We start from the raw sequence: 19,622 nt of genomic DNA, 5'->3' as shown, positions 1-19,622 counted from the left end.
TCTCGGTGGTCTGGGCCGCTGGCGGGAAGACCGGTCTGCGGCGCTGGCGGAAAGACGAGCGAACGGCACGCGGACGACTGTGACGGCGGACGGCCCCGGCGCCCGTCAGCGTCCGACGAGCTCCGAGGGCGGCGAGAGGTTCCGCCGGCCGCCGAAGGTGACGAGGAACAGGACGCCGATACCGATACCGTACGCCGCCATCAGCGGGAGCGTCGCGAGGATCATCGTGATCACGTCGGCGGGGGTGAACACCGCCGCGAACAGCATGATCGCGACGACGACCTCGCGCCAGCGGGTCCGGAAGACGCGGTACGGGACCCCGGCGTTGTTCAACAGGAGCATCGCGATCGGGATGTCCGCGAGGAAGCCGATCCCGACGGTGGTGTAGACGACGAGCCAGAGGAAGTCGCTCACCTGGTAGGTGATGATCATGTCCGCCAGCTTGGCGTCGGTGACGAGCCACCCGATGATCCCGGGCGCGATGTAGGCGTACCCGAGCGCGAAGCCGCCGATCAGGCCGGCGAACAGCGCGCCCGCCCAGAGGTACACCTGGTAGATGCGTCCGGCGACGAAGCCGCGCTCTCGCAGGGCGGGCCACGCGTAGTAGAGCGCGACCGGGAACACGGCGACGATCCCGAGCAGGACGGAGAACTTCACCATGAAGATCAGCGCCTCGACGGGGTGGAGCGTGATGATGTTGATCCCGCCCTCGATCTCGGCCGGAACGCGCGACTCCAGGTCGTTGCGCACCGTCGCGAGCCCGCCGAGGTACAGCCACGTGAACGCGGCCGCCATCACGCCGCCGAAGACGGCGACGAGCCGGAACGACCGCGACCGCAGCGAGTCGAAGATGAACCTGAGATCCTTGTAGTAGCCGCCGATGTCGTCTTCGGCCTCGTCCTCGTCGCCGTCGGTGAGCTCGGAGAGGAACGTGGAGCTCGCACGGGAGGTGCGGTCCTGAACGGTTCCCATCAGGCCGTCGTCGCCGGAGCCACCGGCGCCGCCAGAGCCGCCCGCCCCGCCGCCGGTCCCCGCCGCGTCGGCGTCGGAGGCGCCCTCGCCGTCACCGTCCTCGCCGTGTACTGCGTCGAACCGGTCGAGGATCGCCTGCGCCTTCTCGGGGTCGTCGTCGTCGAGCGCGGCCTGCGCCAGCGCGAGCGACTCCTCTTCGTCCATCTCCGCGAACGCGTCGTCCGGAGCGGCGCGGACGCCGGCCGCGTCGAGGTCGCTCACGTCGATGGCGGTCGGGTCGCCGTACTGGTACCCCGCGCTCGTCGTGTCGAGGTCGGCGTAGACGGCCCACAGCGTCGCGACGGCCACGAACGCGAGCGCCCACGCGGCGGCGTAGATCCCGGCCGCCGTCGCGGGGTCGGTGCCGAGCCCCGCGCCGGGTTCGAGGAAGCGCCAGTCGCTGTTGACGAGCCGGAGGAAGTCGTTGACGGCGGTCCGTCCGCCGTACTCGTAGAAGGCGTACACGAGTCCGCCGCCGAGGACGGCCGCGCCACCCACCACGTTCCAGTGGTTCCGGGCCGCACCGAGCACGTCGATCCGGTCGGAGCTCCGCTGGGCCGTGACGACGAGCTTCGCGAGGTAGAGGCTGAAGCCGTACAGAACGATGAGCGGGAACGCCCACATCAGCTGGGTGAACGGATCCGGCGGGGAGAACACCGCACCGAAGACGAAGATGGCGACGACCGCGTAGCGCCACTTGTCGCGGAACGTCTCGTACTGAACGATACCCGAGTAGGAGAGCCCGGTGATGAGAAGCGGCATCTGCCCGGCGAGACCGAAGGAGAGCGAGAGGAAGACGATGAACTCCGTCCACATCACGATCCCGTAGGTGGGCTGGAGCCCGGCCTCCAGCCCGAAGCCGGCCAGGAAGGAGAACATGATCGGGAAGAAGGCGTAGACCCCGTACGCGACGCCGACCGTGAACAGTCCGGCCCCGAGGAGTCCTATTCCCGCGAGCTTCCAGCGCGCGATCGGCGACTGCGGCCACGCCCCGCGGGCACGAAGCTCGTCGCGGGCGACGTAGATGAAGGGCGGAATCGCGAAGATCACGCCGACGATCAGCCCGATCTTCGCCTGTAGGAGGATCACCTCGAACGGAGTGGTGGCGATCACGTCCGTCTCGGCGGCGACCGCGGCGTTCATGTTCGACTCGGTGATCGCTCTGAGCCGGTCCCAGATGAACACGCGGAGCGCCCAGAACGTCGCGAGAAAGCCCAACAGGAAGACGACGAACACCTTCTGGAGGTCTTTCTGAACCGACCGGAGGAAGGCCTTCGCCGACTCGCGTCCGTCCGCGAGCGACTGCTGGGTATCCTCGTCGAGGGCACTCGCCATACGGGTCCGGAAGTCCGTCGTCGTTATCAACCTTTTCGACCACGTTCGCGTCCGCGCGCCGGCCCGGCGCTCGCCGCTATCCGAAAAGGCCTATAGTCACCCGGTTGCGTAGAAGAAGTGAATGGACGACTCGGACCGGTCGCGTGACGAGCCCTCGGCCCCCGAGGACGACTCGGCCGCCGCCGACGGGACGGTCGACAGCGCCGACGCCGCAGCGGACGAAGCGGCCGAAACGGACGGCGACACGTCCGAAGACCGCCGATCCGACGGCGACGAGAGCGGGGACGACGCCGAGTCGGGGTCCGTGGAGCCGGAGGTGTCCCCCGAGGTCACCTCGGAGATCGACACGGGTGAGGCGGACGCGGACGACGACGTGGGCGCAGGCGACGAAGGCGGCACCTTCGACGCGCACGAGCCGGGGAGCGCGAAGCACCTCGACGACAGCGGGAAGCCGGATCTCGGGGACGATTCCTCTGCCGAGGACGCCTCAGATGACGACTCCACTGCCGAGGATGACGCCGGCGCGCCGACCGTCGAGGACGGCGGCGTCGCGGGCGGGGGGACCGCCGGAAGCGACGAGGAGTTCGCGGGCTTAGAGGCGCCCGAGACGGACGAGGAGATGCCTCTCGCGGCCCACATCGAGGAGATGATGCGGCGGCTCGCCGTCGTCTTCGCCATCGGCGGGCTGGCGACGCTGGTCGTCGTCACCGAGTCGACGGAGCTCATCAACTACTTCTGGAGCTACCACATCCCCGCGCCGATGGAGAACCGGCCGCGGCTGTACGGCCCCCTCGAACTCCCGCTCACGCGGCTGAAGGTCGCCGGGCTCGCGGGCGTCGTCGTCGGGCTCCCGGCGTTCGTCTACCAGACCTATCGGTTCATGAAGCCGGGGCTGTACGAGAACGAGCGGCGCTACTACCTCGCGGCGGTTCCCACGAGTCTCATCCTCGGCGGCGTCGGCATCGCGTTCGCGCACTTCCTCGTGTTGCCCGCGATCTTCTCGTACTTCACCACCTACACGTCCGACGCCGCGACGATCGCGTTCGGGCTCGCGGAGACGTTCAACCTGATCGTCATCATGCTCGCGTTCATGGCGATCGTGTTCCAGATCCCGCTGTTCATCATGCTCGCGATCATGATGAACCTCGTCACCCGGCAGTGGCTGGAGGCGAAGCGGCTGATCTTCTGGGGATCGTTCCTCGGGATCGCCTTCCTCTTCAGCCCCGACCCGACCGGGATGGCGCCGATCATCGTGACGCTGACGATGATCGTGCTGTACGAGGGGACGCTGGCGATCCTGCGGTGGACCGGGAACTAGACTGGCGCTCTGGCATTTATAAGGAATCTGTCGTCGTAGCGAACGTCTCCTGTGGGTCGTGTGCCTGTTTATAAATGGTTGACAGCAGATCGACGGTGAACGCCTCCAAAGCCCCAGCCTCGCCGCTCGCTTCGTCGCCGGCGCTTCGCGCCGGCTGTCAGAGGGTCCTTCGGTCCCTCACTACTCGCGCCCAAGAGGGCGCTCGGAGGCGCGCGCCACCGCATATCCGTTTATAAATAGTGTCGACGTTCAACTAACCCCGATCCGCTCTCACTCCCCGCCGAGCAGTTCGACGAGCAGCGCGTTTTGGGCGTGCATTCTGTTTTCGGCCTGGTCCCAGACGAGGGCGCGGTCCGACTCCAACACGTCGTTCGTGATCTCCTCGCCGCGGTGCGCGGGCAGGCAGTGCATCACCTTCGCGTCGGTGCCGGCGAGCAGGTCGGCGTTCACCTGGAACCCCTCGAACGCGGCCAGTTTCTCCGCGCGCTGGTCCTCCTGTCCCATCGAGATCCACACGTCGGTGTAGACCACGTCGGCGCCGTCGATCGCGGCCGCCGGGTCGGTCGTCGGCTCCACGTCCGCGCCGAACTCCGCGGCGCGGTCGAAGACGGCGGGGTTCATTTCGTACTCCGCGGGCGTCGCCACCTCGACGTCGATCCCGGCCATCGCCGCGCCGACGACGAACGACTGCCCGACGTTGTTGCCGTCGCCGACCCACGCGACCGTGGCGTCCTCGCCGACCGTCTCGCGGATCGTGAGCAGGTCCGCGAGCGTCTGGCAGGGGTGCGCCTCGTCGGTGAGCCCGTTGATGACCGGGCAGTCGGCGTACTCGGCGAGGACTTCGACGTCTTCGTGATCGAAGAGTCTGGCCATCACCCCGTCGACGTAGCGGCCGAGCACGCGGGCGGTATCTTTCAGGGGTTCTCCGTGGCCCAGTTGGATATCGTCCGGACCGAGGAACATCGCGTGGCCCCCCAGTCGGGTCATCCCCGTCTCGAAGGAGACGCGGGTGCGCGTCGAGGGCTTCTCGAAGATCATCCCGAGCGTCGCGTCCCCGAGTCGGGGATCGGTCTCGCCCGCCTTCATCGCGGCGGCGCGGTCGAGCAGGGCGTCCAGTTCGGCCGGCGTTACGTCGTCGATGTCGAGGAAGTCGTCGGTGGCGAGTGGCATTGGTAGGTGGTGTGTTGGGTGTGGCGTCGGTGGCGGTGGTATCGGTGAGCCATGGTGCGGCGGTCGTGGTGGCTGTGTCAGTCGTCGGCGACGAAACGGTCCGGTTCAGAAGGAGTCGGCGTCACGGTCGGTACCGTGACGCCTACGGTCGGTCCCGGCAGACGTCGCTCAACACCGCCGTCGCGCGGTCCAGTTCGGAGAGCGGGAGCCGCTCGTCCGGCGCGTGGTCGAGGTCCGAGTTCCCGGGGCCGTAGGTGATCATCGGGCAGTCCCACGCGGCCGCGAACAGGTTCATGTCGCTCGTCCCGGTCTTGCGAAGCAGGCGGACGTCGCCGCCGGCGCCGCGGATCGCGACGCGGAACGCCCGCGCCAGCTCCGTGCGGGGGCTCTCCATCACCGGCGGGATCGGCTCCTTCCAGTGGACCGAGCCGGTCGACAGCTCCGTCTCGGCCAGCTCGTGGATCTCGTCGACCGTCCGGTTGGGGGGGACGCGGAGCTGCACGTCCATCGTCGCCTCGACGGCCAGCCCGTCGTCGGAGAGCCCGCCGTCGACCGAGACGGGTTTGGTCGTCACCTGCTCGAAGACGGGCGTGTCGTCGTCGGTCGGTTCGAACGTCTCCTCGACGCCGTGCCACCAGTCGATCGCGTGCTGGATCGCGTTCGGCTCCGGGCGCGAGGTGTGACCGGACTCGCTCGTGTTCACGTACGTCCCCGCGAGGAAGCCGCGGTAGCCGAGGGTGACGCCGTCCCAGCCGGAGGGCTCCCCGTTCACCACGGACTCGGGCGCGTCGCGGTCCTCGACGAGGAACCGGGCGCCCCGCGAGTTCGTCTCCTCGCCGGCGACGCCGACGAACGAGACGCCCGTTTTGACCGCCGCGACCGCCATCGCGACGAGGGGACCGGTGGCGTCCACGGTCCCGCGCCCCCAGAGGACGGGCTCGCCCGGCTCGCCGACCGCGTCGTCCTCGTCCGCCGGCTTCACCTCGACCGGGATGTCGCCCGGAACGGTGTCGACGTGCGAGGTCAGCAGGACGGCGTCGCTGGCGGGCGCGCGGACGTTACCGACCTCGTCGATCCACGCCTCCCGACCGTTGGCCTCGAAGAAGTCGACGAGGCGCTTCGCGGCCTGCTCCTCCTCGCCCGAGGGCGAGGGGATGGAGACCATGTCGTACAGCAGCTTCCGGGCCGGCGTGTCGCAGGCCTCGGGGTAGCCGCCGCCCGCGACCACGTCGGTCCCGGGCGCCGACGAGTCGTCGGCGGCGGTCGACCCGGTCGCCGAATCGTCCGCGTCGGTCGCGTCCGATTCGCGCTCCTTGCCGGTCGACATCACCCGATCACCTCGGCGAGCGCGTCGACCACCGCGTCGGCGTGCTCGCGCTCGATCGTCAGCGGCGGGAGCAGGCGCAACACGGTGCGGCCCGCCGGCAGCGCGAGCACCTGGTGCTCGATCGCCAGATCGCGCAGCAGGCGGTTCGAGCCGCGCTTCACCTCGATGCCGATCATCAGGCCGTCGCCGCGCACGTCGCGAACGTCGTCGCCGAGGCGCTCCTCGATCTGCCCGCGGATGTACTCGCCCATCTCGGCGGCGTGTGCGGGGAGGTCCTCGCGCTCGATCACGTCGAGGGTCGCTCCCGCGGCCGCGGAGACGACGGGCCCGCCGGAGAACGTCGAGCCGTGGTTGCCGGCGTCCTCGGCGATCCAGTCGCGACAGAGCGTCGCGCCGATCGGGAGCCCGCTGGCGAGCCCCTTCGCGGTCGTGAGCACGTCGGGCACCACGCCGTGGCGCTCGGCGGCCCACAGCGACCCGGTACGGCCGAGTCCGGTCTGGATCTCGTCGAGGACCATCGCGGCCCCCGTCTCCTCCGTCGCCTCCCGGACCGCCTGCAGGTACTCGGTGGCGGCGGGGTTGATCCCGCCTTCCCCCTGCAAGGGCTCCAAGATCACCGCGGCGGTCTCGTCGTCGACCGCCTCTCGCATCGCGTCGACGTCGCCGTACTCGACGAACTCGACGCCGCCGGCGAGCGGCTCGAACCCCTGCTTGTACTTCTGCTTCCACGTGGTCGCGAGCGCGCCCATCGTCCGGCCGTGGAACCCCTGCGTCGTCGCGATTATCTTCTCGCGGCCGGTCGCGTGCCGGGCGAACTTCAGCGCGGCCTCGTTGGCCTCGGTGCCGGAGTTACAGAGCCAGACCTCGTCGACGTCGCCCGGTCCGGCCTCGGAGAGCCGTTCGTACAGCGCCGTCCGCGCCGCGTGCGGGTACGACGCCTGCACGTACATGAGCTCCTCCAGCTGGCTCGTCGCGGCGTCGACGACCTCGGGGTGGCAGTGACCGACCGGCGTACACGCGTAGCTCGCGCCGAAGTCGAGGTACTCGCTCCCGTTCGTGCCGGTGAGGGTCACGCCGTCGCCCGAGGCGATCTCGATCGGCTTCTCGGAGAAGACGAAGCCGCTCATGCGGTCTCGCCCTCCGTTTCGGCCTGTTCCGCAATCGCGGAGCGTTCGATCGTCGTCCCCTCGCCCCCGAGCGCGGCGACGATCGGATCGCGGACGTTGGCGTCGGCGACGACGACGCGGCCGGATCCGCCAGAGAGCGCCTCTTTGGCGGCCATCACCTTCTTGCCCATGAACCCCTCGGCGGCGTCCTCGACCGCGTCGAGTTCGCCGGGCGTCGCCGCCGACTCGATCAGCGTGTCGGGGTCGTCGGGGTCCGCGTACACGCCGGACACGTCCGTCAGCAGGACGAGGTCGGCACCGACCGCGCCGGCGACCGCGGCGGCCGCCCGGTCCGCGTCGGTGTTGACCGGAGTGACGCCGCCGTCTCCCTCTTTCCCCTCCATGGGCGGCGAGACGACGGGGGTGTAGCCGTCGGCGAGCAGGCCGGAGAGGAGGTCGGCGTTCACCGACTCGATCCGGCCGGAGTGCTCGCCGCGGCGGATCTTCCTCTTGCCGTCCTCGACCACGCGGACCGCCGACTTGCGCGGCCCCGAGAGGAGCCCGCCGTCGACGCCGGAGAGGCCGACCGCGTCGACGCCGGCCTCGCGGAACTGCGCCGTCAGCTCGGTGTTGAGCTTGCCGGCCATCGCCATCGTGAACGCCTCCATCGTCTCCGCGTCGGTGAACCGACCGGTGACGCCGGAGGCGGACTCGACGTACTCGGGATCCATGCCGAGCCGCTCGATAACCTCGTCGACGACCGTGGAGCCGCCGTGGACGACGACGACCTGCCGTCCGTTGGCGGCGAGGTGTGCCACGTCGCCGACCGCGCCGGCCGGGTCGACCGCCTTCGCGCCGCCGATCTTGACGACGACCGGGGGCTCGTCTGCGGGTGCGCCGCTGTCCGCGGTCGCGTCGCGCTCCCCCGTCATGGCGACCCCACGGGGTGGAGCCCCTGGAACTCCAGACCGGATTCCTCCGGCAGCCCGAGGGCGACGTTCGCCGCGTGGACCGCCTGTCCGGCGGAGCCTTTCATCATGTTGTCTATCGCCGAGAAGACGACGATACGCCGGTTCCCGGGGTCGAGCTCGAAGCCGACCTCGCCGTGGTTGGTGCCGGCGACCGCCTTCGGCTCGGGGTAGCGGTAGACGCCGCCCCCGCCGGAGACGATCCGCATGAACGGCTCGTCGGCGTAGGCGCCGCGGTACGCCTGCCACAGGTCCGCCTTCGAGACGGGCTCGTCGGGGAAGACGTGGCAGGTCGCGCTCGCGCCGCGGACCATCTCGACCGCGTGAACGGTGAAGGAAACGTCGAGCCCGAGGTACGCCTCGATCTCCGCCTCGTGGCGGTGGCCGGTGGGCGCGTACGGGCGCACGACGCCCGACCGCTCCGGGTGCGAGGAGGCCGCGCCGCCGCCGGCGCCGCCCTCCGAGGAACCCACCTTCACGTCGACGACGACCTCGCCCGTGTCCGGACCGAGCGCGCCCGCGTCGACGAGTGGCTTGAGCCCGAGCATCGTCGCGGTCGCGTTGCAGCCGCCGCCGGCGATCAGGTCGGCGCCGGGGAGGTTCTCGCGGTTGATCTCGGGGAGCGCGTACTCCGCGCGCCCCAAGTACTCGGGCGACTCGTGGCCGTCGTACCACTCGTCGTACAGCTCCGCCTTGGGCAGGCGGAAGTCCGCCGAGAGGTCGACGACCGTGTCGGCGGCCTCGAAGTACTCGTCGATCTGTCCCATCGAGACGCCGTGGGGCGTCGCCGAGAACAGCACGTCGACCGACTCCAGATCGTCCGGATCCGAAAAACGCAGGTCGAGCCCGCGCAGGTTCGGGTGCGAGCGACCGACCGTCATGTTGTCGGCCGACCGCGACGTGGCCTGCACAACGTCAAACTCGGGGTGGCCCGAGAGGATCCGCAACAGCTCGCCGCCGGTGAACCCGGTGCCGCCGACGACGCTCGCGGTGTACGTCTCGTCGGTCATGTGTGCGCCTCCGCGGTGTCGTCCGCGGCGCCGTCGCCGGCCGCCGCGGTCGCCTTCGCCTCCAGCCAGTCGACGACCTTCGCGGGCACGTCGACGTCGGTGGCCGAGTCGAGCGCCTTGAACTCGACCGTGTGGTTCACCTCGTGAACGGTGTACTCGCCGGAGCCGGTGCCGCCGGTCTCACCGGTGTCCGCTTCCGGTTCGACTCCTACCTCCATCAGGTCGACGCCGAGCATGCCGCCGCCGACCGCCTCGGAGGCGCGCTCGACCAGGTCGAGCGCGCGGTCGTCGAGGTCGAACGATGTCGTCTCGCCGCCCTTCGCGGCGTTCGTGAGCCAGTGGTCGGACGACCGGGTCATCGCGGCGACCGGCTCGCCGTCGACCGCCAGCACGCGGATGTCGCGGCCGGGCTTGTCGACGAACTCCTGGATGTAGAACACCTTGTGCTCGTAGTGGCCGAGCGTCTCCTTGTGCTCTAAGATCGCCTCCGCGGCGCTCCGCGTGTCGATCTTCGCCATCAGCCGGCCCCACGAGCCGACGACGGGCTTGAGCACGCAGGGGTAGCCGAACTCCTCGATGGCCTCCATCGCGGCCTCCTTCGTGAACGCGATCTCGGTCGCCGGGGTGGGGATGTCGGCCTCCGCGAGCGCGAGCGAGTTCTTCGCCTTGTCGGCGCAGACGTCACCCGTCTCGGGGGCGTTCACCACCGGGACGCCGTAGCTGTCGAGGAACTTGGTCGCGTACAGCGACCGGCTCGTCGACAGGCAGCGGTCGACGACCAGATCGAGGTCGCCGACGTCGGCCGTGGTCGACTCCAGCCCGAAGCGCTCCTTGCGGACGTCGATCTTCGTGACCTCGTGGCCGCGCTCGCGGAGTTCGCCGAGCAGCAGCTTCTCGTCCTTCCGGATCCGCGAGTAGAGGATCCCTACTTGCATGTCGACCACTCGCGTGTCGCGGTCGTGGCGGTCGTCGCCATCTACTCGCCCCAGTCCTCCTCGAGTTCGGGAGCCTCTTCTAACACGACGGGGTCCAGCGAGATGACCTCCAGCTCGGTCCCGGTAACCGGGCTGTCAATGATCTCGCCGACCTCGACGTCGGCCGGAAGCTCGATCTCTTCGCCCGTGATCGGATCCTCTGCCATCACCGGATCGGTGTCGGTCGTCATCGTACAACCCACTCGACCGTGAACCCGCATAAATCCTTCGAACTTGTAATCTGTTTTACAATAAATATACCCCCCGCTAACGGATGAAAACCGGTCGTACAAACCGCGGTGTGAAATCCGATATCAGATTTCAGTAGTTAGTGTGTCCCCTCGCGGGGACGGCGGAGCCGTCGGCGGTCGCGGATCGATCGCCGACGGCGCCGGTCGTCGCGGTGGCCGCGGTCGCCGACCGAAAGCGGTCGTCGTCGGCTCACGCATACGAGTCCACCTCCGCGTCCAGCAGCGCCGCCGCCGTCGCGAGCGACTCCCGCTCGTCGGCGAGCGCCGCGTCGTCGGCCTCGATCCCCGCCTCGGCGGTCGCGAGCTCGTCGGCGACGGCGTCGGGGGCAGGCCCCCCGGCGGAGTCCCGGCTCGCGACGCTGGCGGCGGGATCGAGCGCGGACTCCACGTCCTCGCGGCTCACGTGCGCCGAGAGGGGCTCGCCCGTCACCTTTCGGGTGGCTTCGTCAACTTTTGCGGCCGCGGCGGCCGGCGAGTCGCCGTCGGAGACGGCCTCGGCGGCGGTCGCGACGATCTCGTGAGCGGTCCGGAAGGGCATCCCGCCCATCGCGAGCAGGTCGGCCACGCCGGTCGCCGTCGAGAACCCCTCGCCCGCGGCGTCCGCGAGCGTCGCCTCGTCCCAGTCGGCGGTCGCGACCGCGCCCGCGGCGACTTCGGTCGCCTCGCGCACGTCGTCCGCGATCTCGAACACGCCAGCGTGGGCGCGCTGGAGGTCGCGGTTGTACGCGCGGGGGAGCCCCTTCAGCAGGCTCAGCGTCCCCGTCGCCTCGCCGATCGCGTCGCCAGCGACGCCGCGGGTCAGCTCCAGCGTGTCGGGGTTCTTCTTCTGGGGCATGATCGAGGAGGTGGAGGCGTACGCGTCCGACAGCTCCACGAACCCCTTGTTCGAGAAGAGGACGAGGTCCTCCGCGAGCCCCGACAGCGTCGTCGCGAGCGTCGCGCACGCGGTCGACCCCTCCGCGAGGAAGTCGCGCGAGGAGGCCGCGTCCGTCGAGTTCCGGACGGTCCCGTCGAAACCGAGCAGCTCGGCGGTGCGGTCGCGGTCGATGTCGAACGGCGTCCCCGCGAAGGCGGCCGCACCGAGCGGCGACCGGTTGACCCGGTCGTACGCGTCGAGCAGGCGCTCGGTGTCGCGGGCGACCCCGCCCTCGTAGGAGAGCAGGTAGTGCGCGACCGTCGTCGGCTGGGCCGGCTGGAGGTGGGTGTAGCCGGGCATCACCGTCTCCGCGTGCTCGCTCGCGACCTCGACGAGCGCCTCGCGGAGCGCGACCGTGGCCTCGGCCGCGGCGAGCAGGTCTTCGCGCAGGCGGTACCGGATGCAGGTCGCCACCTCGTCGTTGCGCGAGCGGGCGGTGTGCATCCGCCCGCCGTCCGGCCCGATCCGGTCGATGACCGCCGTCTCGATCGCCTCGTGGATGTCCTCGCCGTCGGACAGTTCGCCGTGGCCGGCGGCCTCCACGTCGTCGAGCGCCGCGAGGATCTCGCCGGCGACCGCGCTATCGACGATCCCCTGCTCGGCGAGCATCACCGTGTGCGCGCGGTCGACCGCGAGGTCGGCCTCGAAGATCGCCGCGTCGGCGGCGAGGCTCGACAGGAACTCGCGGGCGGGGCCGTCGCTGAAGCGGTCGCGGCGGACGGCCGTGCCGGGATCGTCGTCGGTCATCTATTCGGACTCGTCGTCGATTCCGCTTCCGTCCGTCGCGAGTTCGGGCTTCGAGACCGACTCCTTCACGTCGTTGGCGAGGCGCTCCTGGAGCCCGTGGTACTTCGCGACGCCCGTTGCGTCCTCCTGTGCGATGCCGGCCACGTCCTCGGTGTTGAACGAGGCCATCTCCTCGGAGTAGACCGCGTACTCGGAGTCGCGGGCGACGACGCGGCAGTTGCCGCCGGAGACCTTCACGGTCGCGGTGCCGGTCACCACGTCCTGCGTCTCGTCGACGAACGCGTCGAGCGCGTCGACGACGGGGGCGAAGACGAGGCCCTGGTACGCCTTCTCGGACCACTCCTGCTCGATCCCCTTCTTGAACGAGCGCTCGTTCTTGGTGAGGACGAGGTCTTCGAGCGCCTGGTGGGCCGTCAGCAGGACGGTCGCGGCCGGGTGCTCGTAGTTCTCGCGCACCTTCAGCCCGAGCATGCGGTCCTCCATCACGTCGGTGCGGCCGATGCCGTAGCCGCCGGCGTACTCGTTCAGATGCTGGATGAGCGGGACGGGGTCCATCGCCTCGCCGTCGACCGCGACCGGGACGCCCTCCTCGAAGGCGATCTCGATTGTGGTCTCGCCCTCGGGCTCCGCGGTCCACTCGTAGATGTCCTCCGGGGGCTCGTAGTTCGGGTCCTCCAGCTCGCCGCCCTCGACCGCGCGCGACCAGATGTTCTCGTCGATCGACCAGACGCCGCCGTCGCCGGCCTCGACGGGCAGGTCCTTCTCGGCGGCGTAGTCGATCTCCCACTCGCGGGTGAGCCCGAGCTCGCGCACGGGGGCGATCACTTCGAGGTCGGAGCCGCGCCAGACGGCCTCGAACCGGAGCTGGTCGTTCCCCTTCCCGGTGCAGCCGTGCGCGATGGCGTCACAGCCCTGCTCCTCGGCGACGCCGAGGATCGCCTCGGCGATGACGGGACGCGCGAGGGCGGTGCCGAGCGGGTAGCCCTGATACGTCGCGTTCGCCTTCACCGCGTCGAAACAGAGGTCAGCGAACTCCTCTTTGGCGTCGACGACGTGGATGTCGAGCCCGAGCGCCTCGGCGGTCTCCTCGGCTTCGTCGAACTCCTCGGTCGGCTGTCCGACGTCGACGTTGACGCCGATGACCTCGTCGTAGCCGTACTCCTCTTTCAACAGCGGCACGCAGACGGTCGTGTCGAGTCCCCCACTGAACGCGAGTGCAACGGTTGCCATTACCGAAGTAGAATGGACTCTCCCCCTTAAATTCGTCGCTTTAGATATTGCAAGAAAATGACGGCGCCGACGCTACCGGAGGACGTAGCTGTCACTCACCGGAACGGAGCGGCGCGAACGCGACGAGGGAGGAAGGTTACTGGCCCGAAGGGGCCGGTCGTCGCGCCGCGCCGGAAGCCGGTCGCGGCGGTCGGACGCCTCGTCGCGGTCGCGGGGCTCGTCGGCCTCGGATAAGGGCGGCGTCGAGACGAGCCTCCGCGATCATCACGTGTATCTACCCGAGTTTCATTATAAAAATGTTCCGCAACACCGCCGCAGGTTCGGGCCGATCCCGGATCGCCGGACGGGGCGTCTCACACCCGTTTGATGGTGGGGGGCGGGTGAATCGGTGCGGCGGGAGCTTGTTTATAAGTGATCGTTGCAGTCGCTCACCGCTGTTTAAATATCGCTTCCCCGACAGCGGCTGTAACACCCACTCCCGCCGTCGGTCGGCCCTTAACGGCCGGCCGTTTCGGCGAGAGCGCATTCGGGGGGTAGGCGAAGTCGGAACGCCCTTTTGACCGCGGCTCGGAGTACGGGTATGGACGTACGAACCGTCGCCGACCTCTCGCCGGCCGAGCGTCGCGCCTTCTTCGAGCGCGACGCGGGCGTCGACGCGGTCCGCGACGACGTGAGCGAGATCGTCGGCCGGGTGCGCGAGGAGGGGGACGTGGCGCTGCGGGAGTTCTCCGAGGAGTTCGACGGGGTGACCGTCGGCAACATCGACGTGACGGACGACGCGGAGCGCGCGCACGCCGAGCTCGACGACGCGAACGACCCGGTGCTCGACGCGGTCCGCGAGGCGGCCGCGAACATCCGCGAGTTCCACGACCGGCAGCGCCCCGAGGACTGGCGCGAGGAGTTCGGCGACCGCGAGCTCGGTCGCCGGTTCCGCCCGCTCGACCGCGCGGGAGTGTACGTGCCCGGCGGCGCGGCGGCGTATCCCTCCAGCGCGCTGATGGGCGTGATCCCGGCGACGGTGGCGGGCGTCGACCACGTGTCGGTCGCGACTCCGCCGGCCGAGGATCTGAACCCGGTCACGCTCGCGGCGGTCCACGAGGCCGGCGCGGACGCGGTGTATCAGGCCGGCGGCGCACAGGCGATCGCCGCGCTCGCGTACGGCACGGAGACGGTCACGAACGCCCAGAAGGTGGTCGGCCCCGGTAACAAGTGGGTCACCGCCGCGAAGGCGGTCGTGCAGGGCGACGTGGAGATCGACTTCCTCGCCGGGCCGAGCGAGGTGCTCGTGCTCGCGGACGAGACCGCCGACCCCGACCTCGTCGCCGCCGATCTGGTCGCGCAGGCCGAACACGACCCGAACGCCTCCGTGGTCGTGGTCACCGACGACCCGGACCTCGCGGCGGCGGTCGCGGACGCTGTCGACGAGCAGGCCGCCGGCCGCGAGCGCGAGGAGACGATCCGGGCCGCCCTCGACAACGACGCCTCCGGCGTCCTCCACGCCCGGTCGATGCCCGAGGCGGTGCTGTTCGCCGAGGAGTACGCGGCCGAGCACCTCTCGATCGTCGCCGCCGACGACGAGGCGCTCCTCGATCGGATCTCGAACGCCGGCTCGGTGTTCCTCGGGCCGTACTCCCCCGTGGCCGCCGGCGACTACGCGACCGGGACGAACCACGTGTTGCCGACGAACGGCGGCGCGAAGCGGTACGGCGGGCTCTCCGTCGACACCTTCCTCAGGTCGTCGACGGTCCAGCGGCTCGACCGCGACGCGCTCGACGGCCTCTCCGAGGCGATCACGACCCTCGCCGAGGCCGAGGGGTTAGAGGCGCACGCGGAGAGCGTCCGGAAGCGGTTCGAGTAGACGCGGTTCGGAAGATCCAGTCGTCGGCCGTCGGCAGCCACTCGCCGCAGAAACCGTTATCTCCCGCTGTCGCGTCTCGGACGACATGATTCCCTCCCTGCCCGCGTTGTTCGAAGGGCTCACCGCGGTCGAGGCGACGGTCGCGGTCCTCGCGGTCTCCGTCGTCGCCGCCCTCGGGATGGAGTTCGTCGTGTTGCGACTCGCGCGCCGGTACGTCTCGGCCACCGACTCCGGGTACGACGACATCGTCATCTCCTCGCTTCGCGCGCCGCTCGTCGTCACCGCCGCGCTCGCCGGAGTGTTCGTCCTCACCCAGGTCCCCGCGATCCGATCGTCCGTCCTCGTCGACCCGCAGCTGCTCGACGACATCTTCGGCCGACCGTCGCTGTCGGTCATCGTGCTGGTGTGGGCACACGCCGCGAACGGTGTCGTGAACCAGGTCGTCGCCGCCGTCAACGAGGAGGGCGGCCGGTTCGACTTCGCGCCCGTCTTCTCGAACGTCTGGACGCTCGCGGTCCTCGTCGGCAGCGCCGGGACGCTGCTGTGGCTGTGGGGCATCGAGATCACGCCGCTCCTGGGCGCCGCGGGGGTCGCCGGCATCGCGGTCGGCTTCGCCGCGAAGGACACGGTCGCGAACTTCTTCGGCGGCATCGCGCTGTACTTCGACGACACCTACAAGATCGGCGATTACATCGTCCTCGACGACGGCACCGCGGGGACCGTGATCAAGGTCGGCGTGCGCTCGACGACGCTTCTCACCCGCGACGAGGTGCTGGTGACGGTTCCGAACGCCGCGCTCAACGCCGCGAAGGTCACCAACGAGTCCGCGCCGCAGCGCCGGCGCCGCGTCCGGGTGCCAATCGGCGTCGCCTACGGGACCGACATCGACGCGTTCGAGGCGCTCGCGATCGAGGTCGTGCAGGCGGAGGCGCTGGTCCTCGACTCCCCGAAGCCGCGGGCGCGGCTCCGCTCGTTCGGGGACTCTGCGCTGCAGTACGAGCTGCTCTGTTGGGTCAGGGGACCGACGCGACGGCGGCGCGCCCAACACGAGCTCAACCGCGCGCTGTACAAGGCGCTGGCCGCGGCCGACATCGAGATCCCCTACCCCAAGCGCGACGTGACGGTCACCGCCGCGGCCGACGGCCCCGATCCCGGCGTCGCCGACGGGCGAGCGGGCGCTCCGTCGCCCGCCGCCGACGAGCCGGCCGCGGCGACGCGCGACGGCGACCGGGCGCAGTGAGCGGGGCAACTCGATCGTCGCCTCGGCGCCGCCGAGCGCCCCGTCGCCGCCCTCAGGACCGGTCGGCGAAGACGACCGCGTCGCAGTCGGCACAGGCGCGGACCGGTCGCTCGGGGTTCCCGCTGACGCCCCCTGGGCCGCCACAGCAGTTCCGCAGCGTCGTCTCGCGGACCGGACCGTCACAGACCGGACAGGCGTCGAGGAACGCGCGGAGCGGCCGCGCCGCCTGCCGGGCGACCGCGTCGTCGACCCCGCGCTCGCGGAGGGTCTCCGCGGCGGCCGTCTCCGCGAGCGCGATCGGCCGGCTCAGCCACGCGTCGCGCCGTCCGGCGAGGAGAATTCGGCCGTCGTGGACCTGCCCTTCGACGTCGGTCCCGGCGAGCGCCGCAGCGCGCTCGGCGAGTTCCTCGTCGGGGCCGCGACGGAGCGCGTCGATCCGGTCGTACACCGCCGTCCGGAACGACTCATCGAGGAGGAGCGTCTCGCCGTCGTCGACGAGGGCGCCCGCGTCGACGAGCGTCGTCATGAGGGCCTCCGGGCCGACGGCGTCGCCGTCGCTGTCGCCCCCGCGGTCCGCATCTCCCTCGCTCGGCGCGATACCGGCGTCGTATCCGGGATCGCGGTCCGGATCGCCCGTCTCCGAGTCGCCCGTCTCCGCGTCACTCTCCGCCGGTTCGTCTCCCGCCGGTTCGTCTCCCCTCACATCGACCGTGACCGCGTCGTCGGCGAGCGATCCGGAGCCGAGCCCCGCCCGGTGGTCGGGACCGATATCGATCGGGAGGGGGGCGACGAGCCGCGGGGCGAATCGCGGGGTCCCGGGGAGGACGTAGCCGCGAAGCCAGATCGCCGCGCCGCCGAGGACGGCGGCGAGGAGCCCGAGCGACCGGCGGCGACGCGAGACCAGCCCGGCCACGGCCGCGACGCCGACCGCGTTGACGACCGTGCAGGGGAGACAGCGGTTCTCGCCGGTGTGATCGGGATCGGCGAGCGCGGCGACCGCGTCCCGCAGGGCGTCGACGGCGGACCGGCCGTCGCTCACAGCTCCACCCCGGGCGTGCGCTGGAGCGGTTCGCCGTGGACGGCGCGGTAGGCGCGGGGGAACGCCGCGAGGCCGAGGGGTTGGACGACCCCGCCGAGCAGGGCGAACCACAGCGATCCGGCCGCCGTCGCCGCCGCCGCGACTCCGACCGTCGAGAGGAGGAAGAGGGCGCTGAAGTAGCCGACTCGCAGGGGGAGGGTCGCCAGTTCGCCGCGCCGCGGCCACGCCCCGACGTCGAGGACCTTCGCGCGGAACAGCGCGATCGCGACGCTCCCGAACCCGATCGCGAGGAGTCCGGCGATCGGGGCCGCGTCGGGGTAGCGCGTCTGGAGGACGAGCACCGCGGCGAACGCGGGCGACGACAGCAGCGAGATCTCCGCGCCCCCGAAGAACACGCGTTCGAGCCACTGAACCACCCCGTCTCGTACCCGTCCCGCGACCGTGCCGGTTGAACCCATGACTGGCACCCACTCGACGCTCGGGATCCATAGCCGTTCCGACGGCGTCGGGAGGGACTCGGGGACTCAGGAGGCGCGGTCGGCCAACGGTGATCGGTTCGAATTCGCTCTCGAGCGCGTGCGCCCGATCATGCATAAGTGTTGGCATCAATAATTATATACGGGTGTATTTTGTAACAACAGGTGTAATGGTCGACAGAGAATCCGATCACGAAACGGGGCGTGTGGGGGTATCGCGGCGACGGTTCCTGGAGGCGACGGGCGCTGCAGGGGCGACCGTCGGGCTTGCCGGCTGTTCCGGCGGTGGGGGCGGCGGCGACGGGCCGATCCAGATCACGATGGACAGCGAGTGGGCGGGGATCGGCGACTCGGTCAGCCAGAGCCTCCACGACGCGGGGCTCGACGAGGAGATCGAGATCGAGATCCTGCCGGGCGACTTCGAGTCGGGGGCGCGCCGGTCGGAGTTCACGTCGGCGCTTGACGCCGGGCGGGCGAGCCCGGACATCTTCATGATGGACTCGGGATGGACCATCCCGTTCATCGCGCGCGGCCAGCTCGTGAACCTGAGCGAGGAGCTCTCCTCCGAGACGCTCGATTACGTTCAGAACGACTACCTCGACAGCGCGGTGAGCACCGCGAGCGACCCGGAGAGCGGAGACCTGTTCGGGCTCCCGCTGTTCCCCGACTACCCGGTGATGCACTACCGGAGGGACGTCGTCGAGGACGCCGGCTACGACCCCGAGGGCGAGAACTGGGCGACCGAGCCGATGAGCTGGCAGGAGTTCGCCGAGATGGCCGCGGACGTGTGGGAGCAGAACGGCGGCCCCGACGGCGACAGCTTCGACTACGGGTTCACCACGCAGGCCGACAACTACGTCGGGCTCGCCTGCTGTACGTTCAACGAGACGATGACCGCCTTCGGCGGCGCGTACTTCGGCGACCACGAGAACCTCTTCGGCCCGATCGGCGACCGGCCGGTCACGGTCAACGAGGAGCCCGTCCACGACACGATCCGCATGATGCGGTCGTTCATGGAGGGGCCCGACGCGGAGTACGCCCATCCCGACTTCCCGCAGATCTCGACGACCGACCTGCTCTCCTTCACCGAGGAGCCGGCCCGCGAGCCGTTCACGGGCGGGAACGCGATCTTCATGCGCAACTGGCCGTACGCGATCCCGATCAACCTCGACTCCGACAGCTTCGACCCGGAGGACTACGACGTGATGCCGCTCCCGTACGGCGTCGAGGCGGGCGAGGGCGCCTACGAGGGCACCGGCGGCCCGGCCGGGGCGCTCGGCGGCTGGCACCTCACGATCAACCCGAACACCCAGCGGCTCGACGAGTGCGTTCAGGTGCTGGAGGCGTTCGCCAACGAGGAGGTCATGCAGAGCAACTTCGCCGAGGGGGGGTACCTCCCGCCGGACCCGTCGGTCACCGAGTCGGTCGATCCCGACGAGGTGGGCGCGCTCGGCGACTTCCTCGACACGCTCGCGGTCGCCGGCCAGAACACGGTCCCGCGTCCGGTCACCGTGGCGTGGCCCGACCAGAGCCCGCAGGTCGCCTCCGAGGTCTCGGCGGCGTATCAGGCCGAGAAGTCGCCCGAGGACGCCATGTCCGACTTAGAAAGCTCGCTCAGCTCGATCGAATCCGACCTGGCTGAATAA

Annotated in this window: 17 protein-coding genes; 5 read left to right on the top strand and 12 right to left on the bottom strand. The window is 70.2% G+C overall.

All coding sequences use genetic code 11. The annotated features are described in order from the left end of the window. Positions 1-105: 105 nt before the first annotated feature. Complete coding sequence (gene tatC / locus FGL94_RS12260) at positions 106-2,346, bottom strand: twin-arginine translocase subunit TatC (protein WP_144925557.1); 2,241 nt, start codon at positions 2,344-2,346, stop codon at positions 106-108. A gap of 121 nt (positions 2,347-2,467) precedes the next feature. Between tatC and FGL94_RS12255 the strand changes: the two genes are divergently transcribed. Beyond that, complete coding sequence (locus FGL94_RS12255) at positions 2,468-3,664, top strand: twin-arginine translocase subunit TatC (RefSeq protein WP_144925554.1); 1,197 nt, start codon at positions 2,468-2,470, stop codon at positions 3,662-3,664. Positions 3,665-3,934: 270 nt separating this feature from the next. On the opposite strand, the gene argF is transcribed toward FGL94_RS12255, so the two are convergent. The 9 genes from argF to FGL94_RS12210 form a co-directional block, all read right to left on the bottom strand. Continuing rightward, positions 3,935-4,834, bottom strand: coding sequence for an ornithine carbamoyltransferase (gene argF / locus FGL94_RS12250; RefSeq protein WP_144925551.1), 900 nt, complete (start codon positions 4,832-4,834; stop codon positions 3,935-3,937). Positions 4,835-4,976: 142 nt separating this feature from the next. Further along, positions 4,977-6,161, bottom strand: a complete 1,185-nt coding sequence (locus tag FGL94_RS12245) for a [LysW]-lysine hydrolase (RefSeq protein ID WP_144925549.1) — start codon at positions 6,159-6,161, stop codon at positions 4,977-4,979. Next, positions 6,161-7,288, bottom strand: coding sequence for an aspartate aminotransferase family protein (locus FGL94_RS12240; protein ID WP_144925546.1), 1,128 nt, complete (start codon positions 7,286-7,288; stop codon positions 6,161-6,163). Before FGL94_RS12240 ends, FGL94_RS12245 begins: the two co-directional genes overlap by 1 nt. Next, positions 7,285-8,199, bottom strand: a complete 915-nt coding sequence (locus FGL94_RS12235) for an acetylglutamate/acetylaminoadipate kinase (protein WP_144925543.1) — start codon at positions 8,197-8,199, stop codon at positions 7,285-7,287. The genes FGL94_RS12240 and FGL94_RS12235 overlap by 4 nt, the downstream gene beginning before the upstream one ends. Next, the gene (argC, locus tag FGL94_RS12230; protein ID WP_144925540.1) at positions 8,196-9,245 is read right to left on the bottom strand and encodes an N-acetyl-gamma-glutamyl-phosphate reductase; all 1,050 of its coding nucleotides are present in this window, start codon (positions 9,243-9,245) and stop codon (positions 8,196-8,198) included. The genes FGL94_RS12235 and argC overlap by 4 nt, the downstream gene beginning before the upstream one ends. Beyond that, positions 9,242-10,180: a lysine biosynthesis protein LysX gene (lysX, locus tag FGL94_RS12225; protein ID WP_144925537.1), complete on the bottom strand. Its 939-nt coding sequence runs from the start codon at positions 10,178-10,180 to the stop codon at positions 9,242-9,244. Before lysX ends, argC begins: the two co-directional genes overlap by 4 nt. Before the next feature lie 41 nt (positions 10,181-10,221). Beyond that, on the bottom strand, positions 10,222-10,410 hold the full coding sequence (gene lysW, locus FGL94_RS12220) for a lysine biosynthesis protein LysW (protein WP_144925534.1): 189 nt from the start codon (positions 10,408-10,410) through the stop codon (positions 10,222-10,224). 250 nt (positions 10,411-10,660) lie between these two features. Beyond that, positions 10,661-12,133, bottom strand: a complete 1,473-nt coding sequence (gene argH / locus FGL94_RS12215; protein ID WP_144925531.1) for an argininosuccinate lyase — start codon at positions 12,131-12,133, stop codon at positions 10,661-10,663. Then, the gene (locus tag FGL94_RS12210) at positions 12,134-13,363 is read right to left on the bottom strand and encodes an argininosuccinate synthase (RefSeq protein ID WP_144925528.1); all 1,230 of its coding nucleotides are present in this window, start codon (positions 13,361-13,363) and stop codon (positions 12,134-12,136) included. A 57-nt stretch (positions 13,364-13,420) separates the two neighbouring features. On the opposite strand from FGL94_RS12210, the gene FGL94_RS18360 reads away from it, so the two are divergent. The 3 genes from FGL94_RS18360 to FGL94_RS12200 all read left to right on the top strand — a co-directional run bounded on the left by FGL94_RS18360 (position 13,421) and on the right by FGL94_RS12200 (position 16,461). Then, entirely contained in the window at positions 13,421-13,597 is a 177-nt protein-coding gene (locus FGL94_RS18360) for a hypothetical protein (RefSeq protein WP_186313406.1), read from the top strand. A 346-nt stretch (positions 13,598-13,943) separates the two neighbouring features. After that, complete coding sequence (gene hisD, locus FGL94_RS12205; RefSeq protein WP_144925525.1) at positions 13,944-15,221, top strand: histidinol dehydrogenase; 1,278 nt, start codon at positions 13,944-13,946, stop codon at positions 15,219-15,221. 85 nt (positions 15,222-15,306) lie between these two features. After that, positions 15,307-16,461, top strand: coding sequence for a mechanosensitive ion channel family protein (locus FGL94_RS12200; protein ID WP_144925522.1), 1,155 nt, complete (start codon positions 15,307-15,309; stop codon positions 16,459-16,461). Positions 16,462-16,513: 52 nt separating this feature from the next. Here FGL94_RS12200 and FGL94_RS12195 read toward each other — a convergent pair whose 3' ends face one another. Then, positions 16,514-17,500 (bottom strand): hypothetical protein, encoded by a 987-nt coding sequence (locus FGL94_RS12195; protein WP_144925519.1) that lies wholly within the window; start codon positions 17,498-17,500, stop codon positions 16,514-16,516. After that, a complete protein-coding gene (locus tag FGL94_RS12190) occupies positions 17,497-17,958 on the bottom strand; it encodes a hypothetical protein (protein WP_144925516.1) in 462 nt (153 codons plus the stop codon). Before FGL94_RS12190 ends, FGL94_RS12195 begins: the two co-directional genes overlap by 4 nt. A gap of 188 nt (positions 17,959-18,146) precedes the next feature. Between FGL94_RS12190 and FGL94_RS12185 the strand changes: the two genes are divergently transcribed. Next, positions 18,147-19,622, top strand: a complete 1,476-nt coding sequence (locus FGL94_RS12185; RefSeq protein ID WP_186313405.1) for an extracellular solute-binding protein — start codon at positions 18,147-18,149, stop codon at positions 19,620-19,622.

Origin of the sequence: Halorubrum salsamenti (genome assembly GCF_007671685.1) — an archaeon.
GTDB lineage: Archaea > Halobacteriota > Halobacteria > Halobacteriales > Haloferacaceae > Halorubrum > Halorubrum salsamenti.
This window is presented reverse-complemented; position numbering and strand designations above follow the sequence as displayed.

Coding starts and splice junctions, on each gene's coding strand:
- tatC (WP_144925557.1), bottom strand. CDS start 2,346: ATGGCGAGTGCCCTCGACGAGGATACCCAGCAGTCGCTCGCGGACGGA.
- FGL94_RS12255 (WP_144925554.1), top strand. CDS start 2,468: ATGGACGACTCGGACCGGTCGCGTGACGAGCCCTCGGCCCCCGAGGAC.
- argF (WP_144925551.1), bottom strand. CDS start 4,834: ATGCCACTCGCCACCGACGACTTCCTCGACATCGACGACGTAACGCCG.
- FGL94_RS12245 (WP_144925549.1), bottom strand. CDS start 6,161: ATGTCGACCGGCAAGGAGCGCGAATCGGACGCGACCGACGCGGACGAT.
- FGL94_RS12240 (WP_144925546.1), bottom strand. CDS start 7,288: ATGAGCGGCTTCGTCTTCTCCGAGAAGCCGATCGAGATCGCCTCGGGC.
- FGL94_RS12235 (WP_144925543.1), bottom strand. CDS start 8,199: ATGACGGGGGAGCGCGACGCGACCGCGGACAGCGGCGCACCCGCAGAC.
- argC (WP_144925540.1), bottom strand. CDS start 9,245: ATGACCGACGAGACGTACACCGCGAGCGTCGTCGGCGGCACCGGGTTC.
- lysX (WP_144925537.1), bottom strand. CDS start 10,180: ATGCAAGTAGGGATCCTCTACTCGCGGATCCGGAAGGACGAGAAGCTG.
- lysW (WP_144925534.1), bottom strand. CDS start 10,410: ATGACGACCGACACCGATCCGGTGATGGCAGAGGATCCGATCACGGGC.
- argH (WP_144925531.1), bottom strand. CDS start 12,133: ATGACCGACGACGATCCCGGCACGGCCGTCCGCCGCGACCGCTTCAGC.
- FGL94_RS12210 (WP_144925528.1), bottom strand. CDS start 13,363: ATGGCAACCGTTGCACTCGCGTTCAGTGGGGGACTCGACACGACCGTC.
- FGL94_RS18360 (WP_186313406.1), top strand. CDS start 13,421: ATGACGGCGCCGACGCTACCGGAGGACGTAGCTGTCACTCACCGGAAC.
- hisD (WP_144925525.1), top strand. CDS start 13,944: ATGGACGTACGAACCGTCGCCGACCTCTCGCCGGCCGAGCGTCGCGCC.
- FGL94_RS12200 (WP_144925522.1), top strand. CDS start 15,307: ATGATTCCCTCCCTGCCCGCGTTGTTCGAAGGGCTCACCGCGGTCGAG.
- FGL94_RS12190 (WP_144925516.1), bottom strand. CDS start 17,958: ATGGGTTCAACCGGCACGGTCGCGGGACGGGTACGAGACGGGGTGGTT.
- FGL94_RS12185 (WP_186313405.1), top strand. CDS start 18,147: ATGGTCGACAGAGAATCCGATCACGAAACGGGGCGTGTGGGGGTATCG.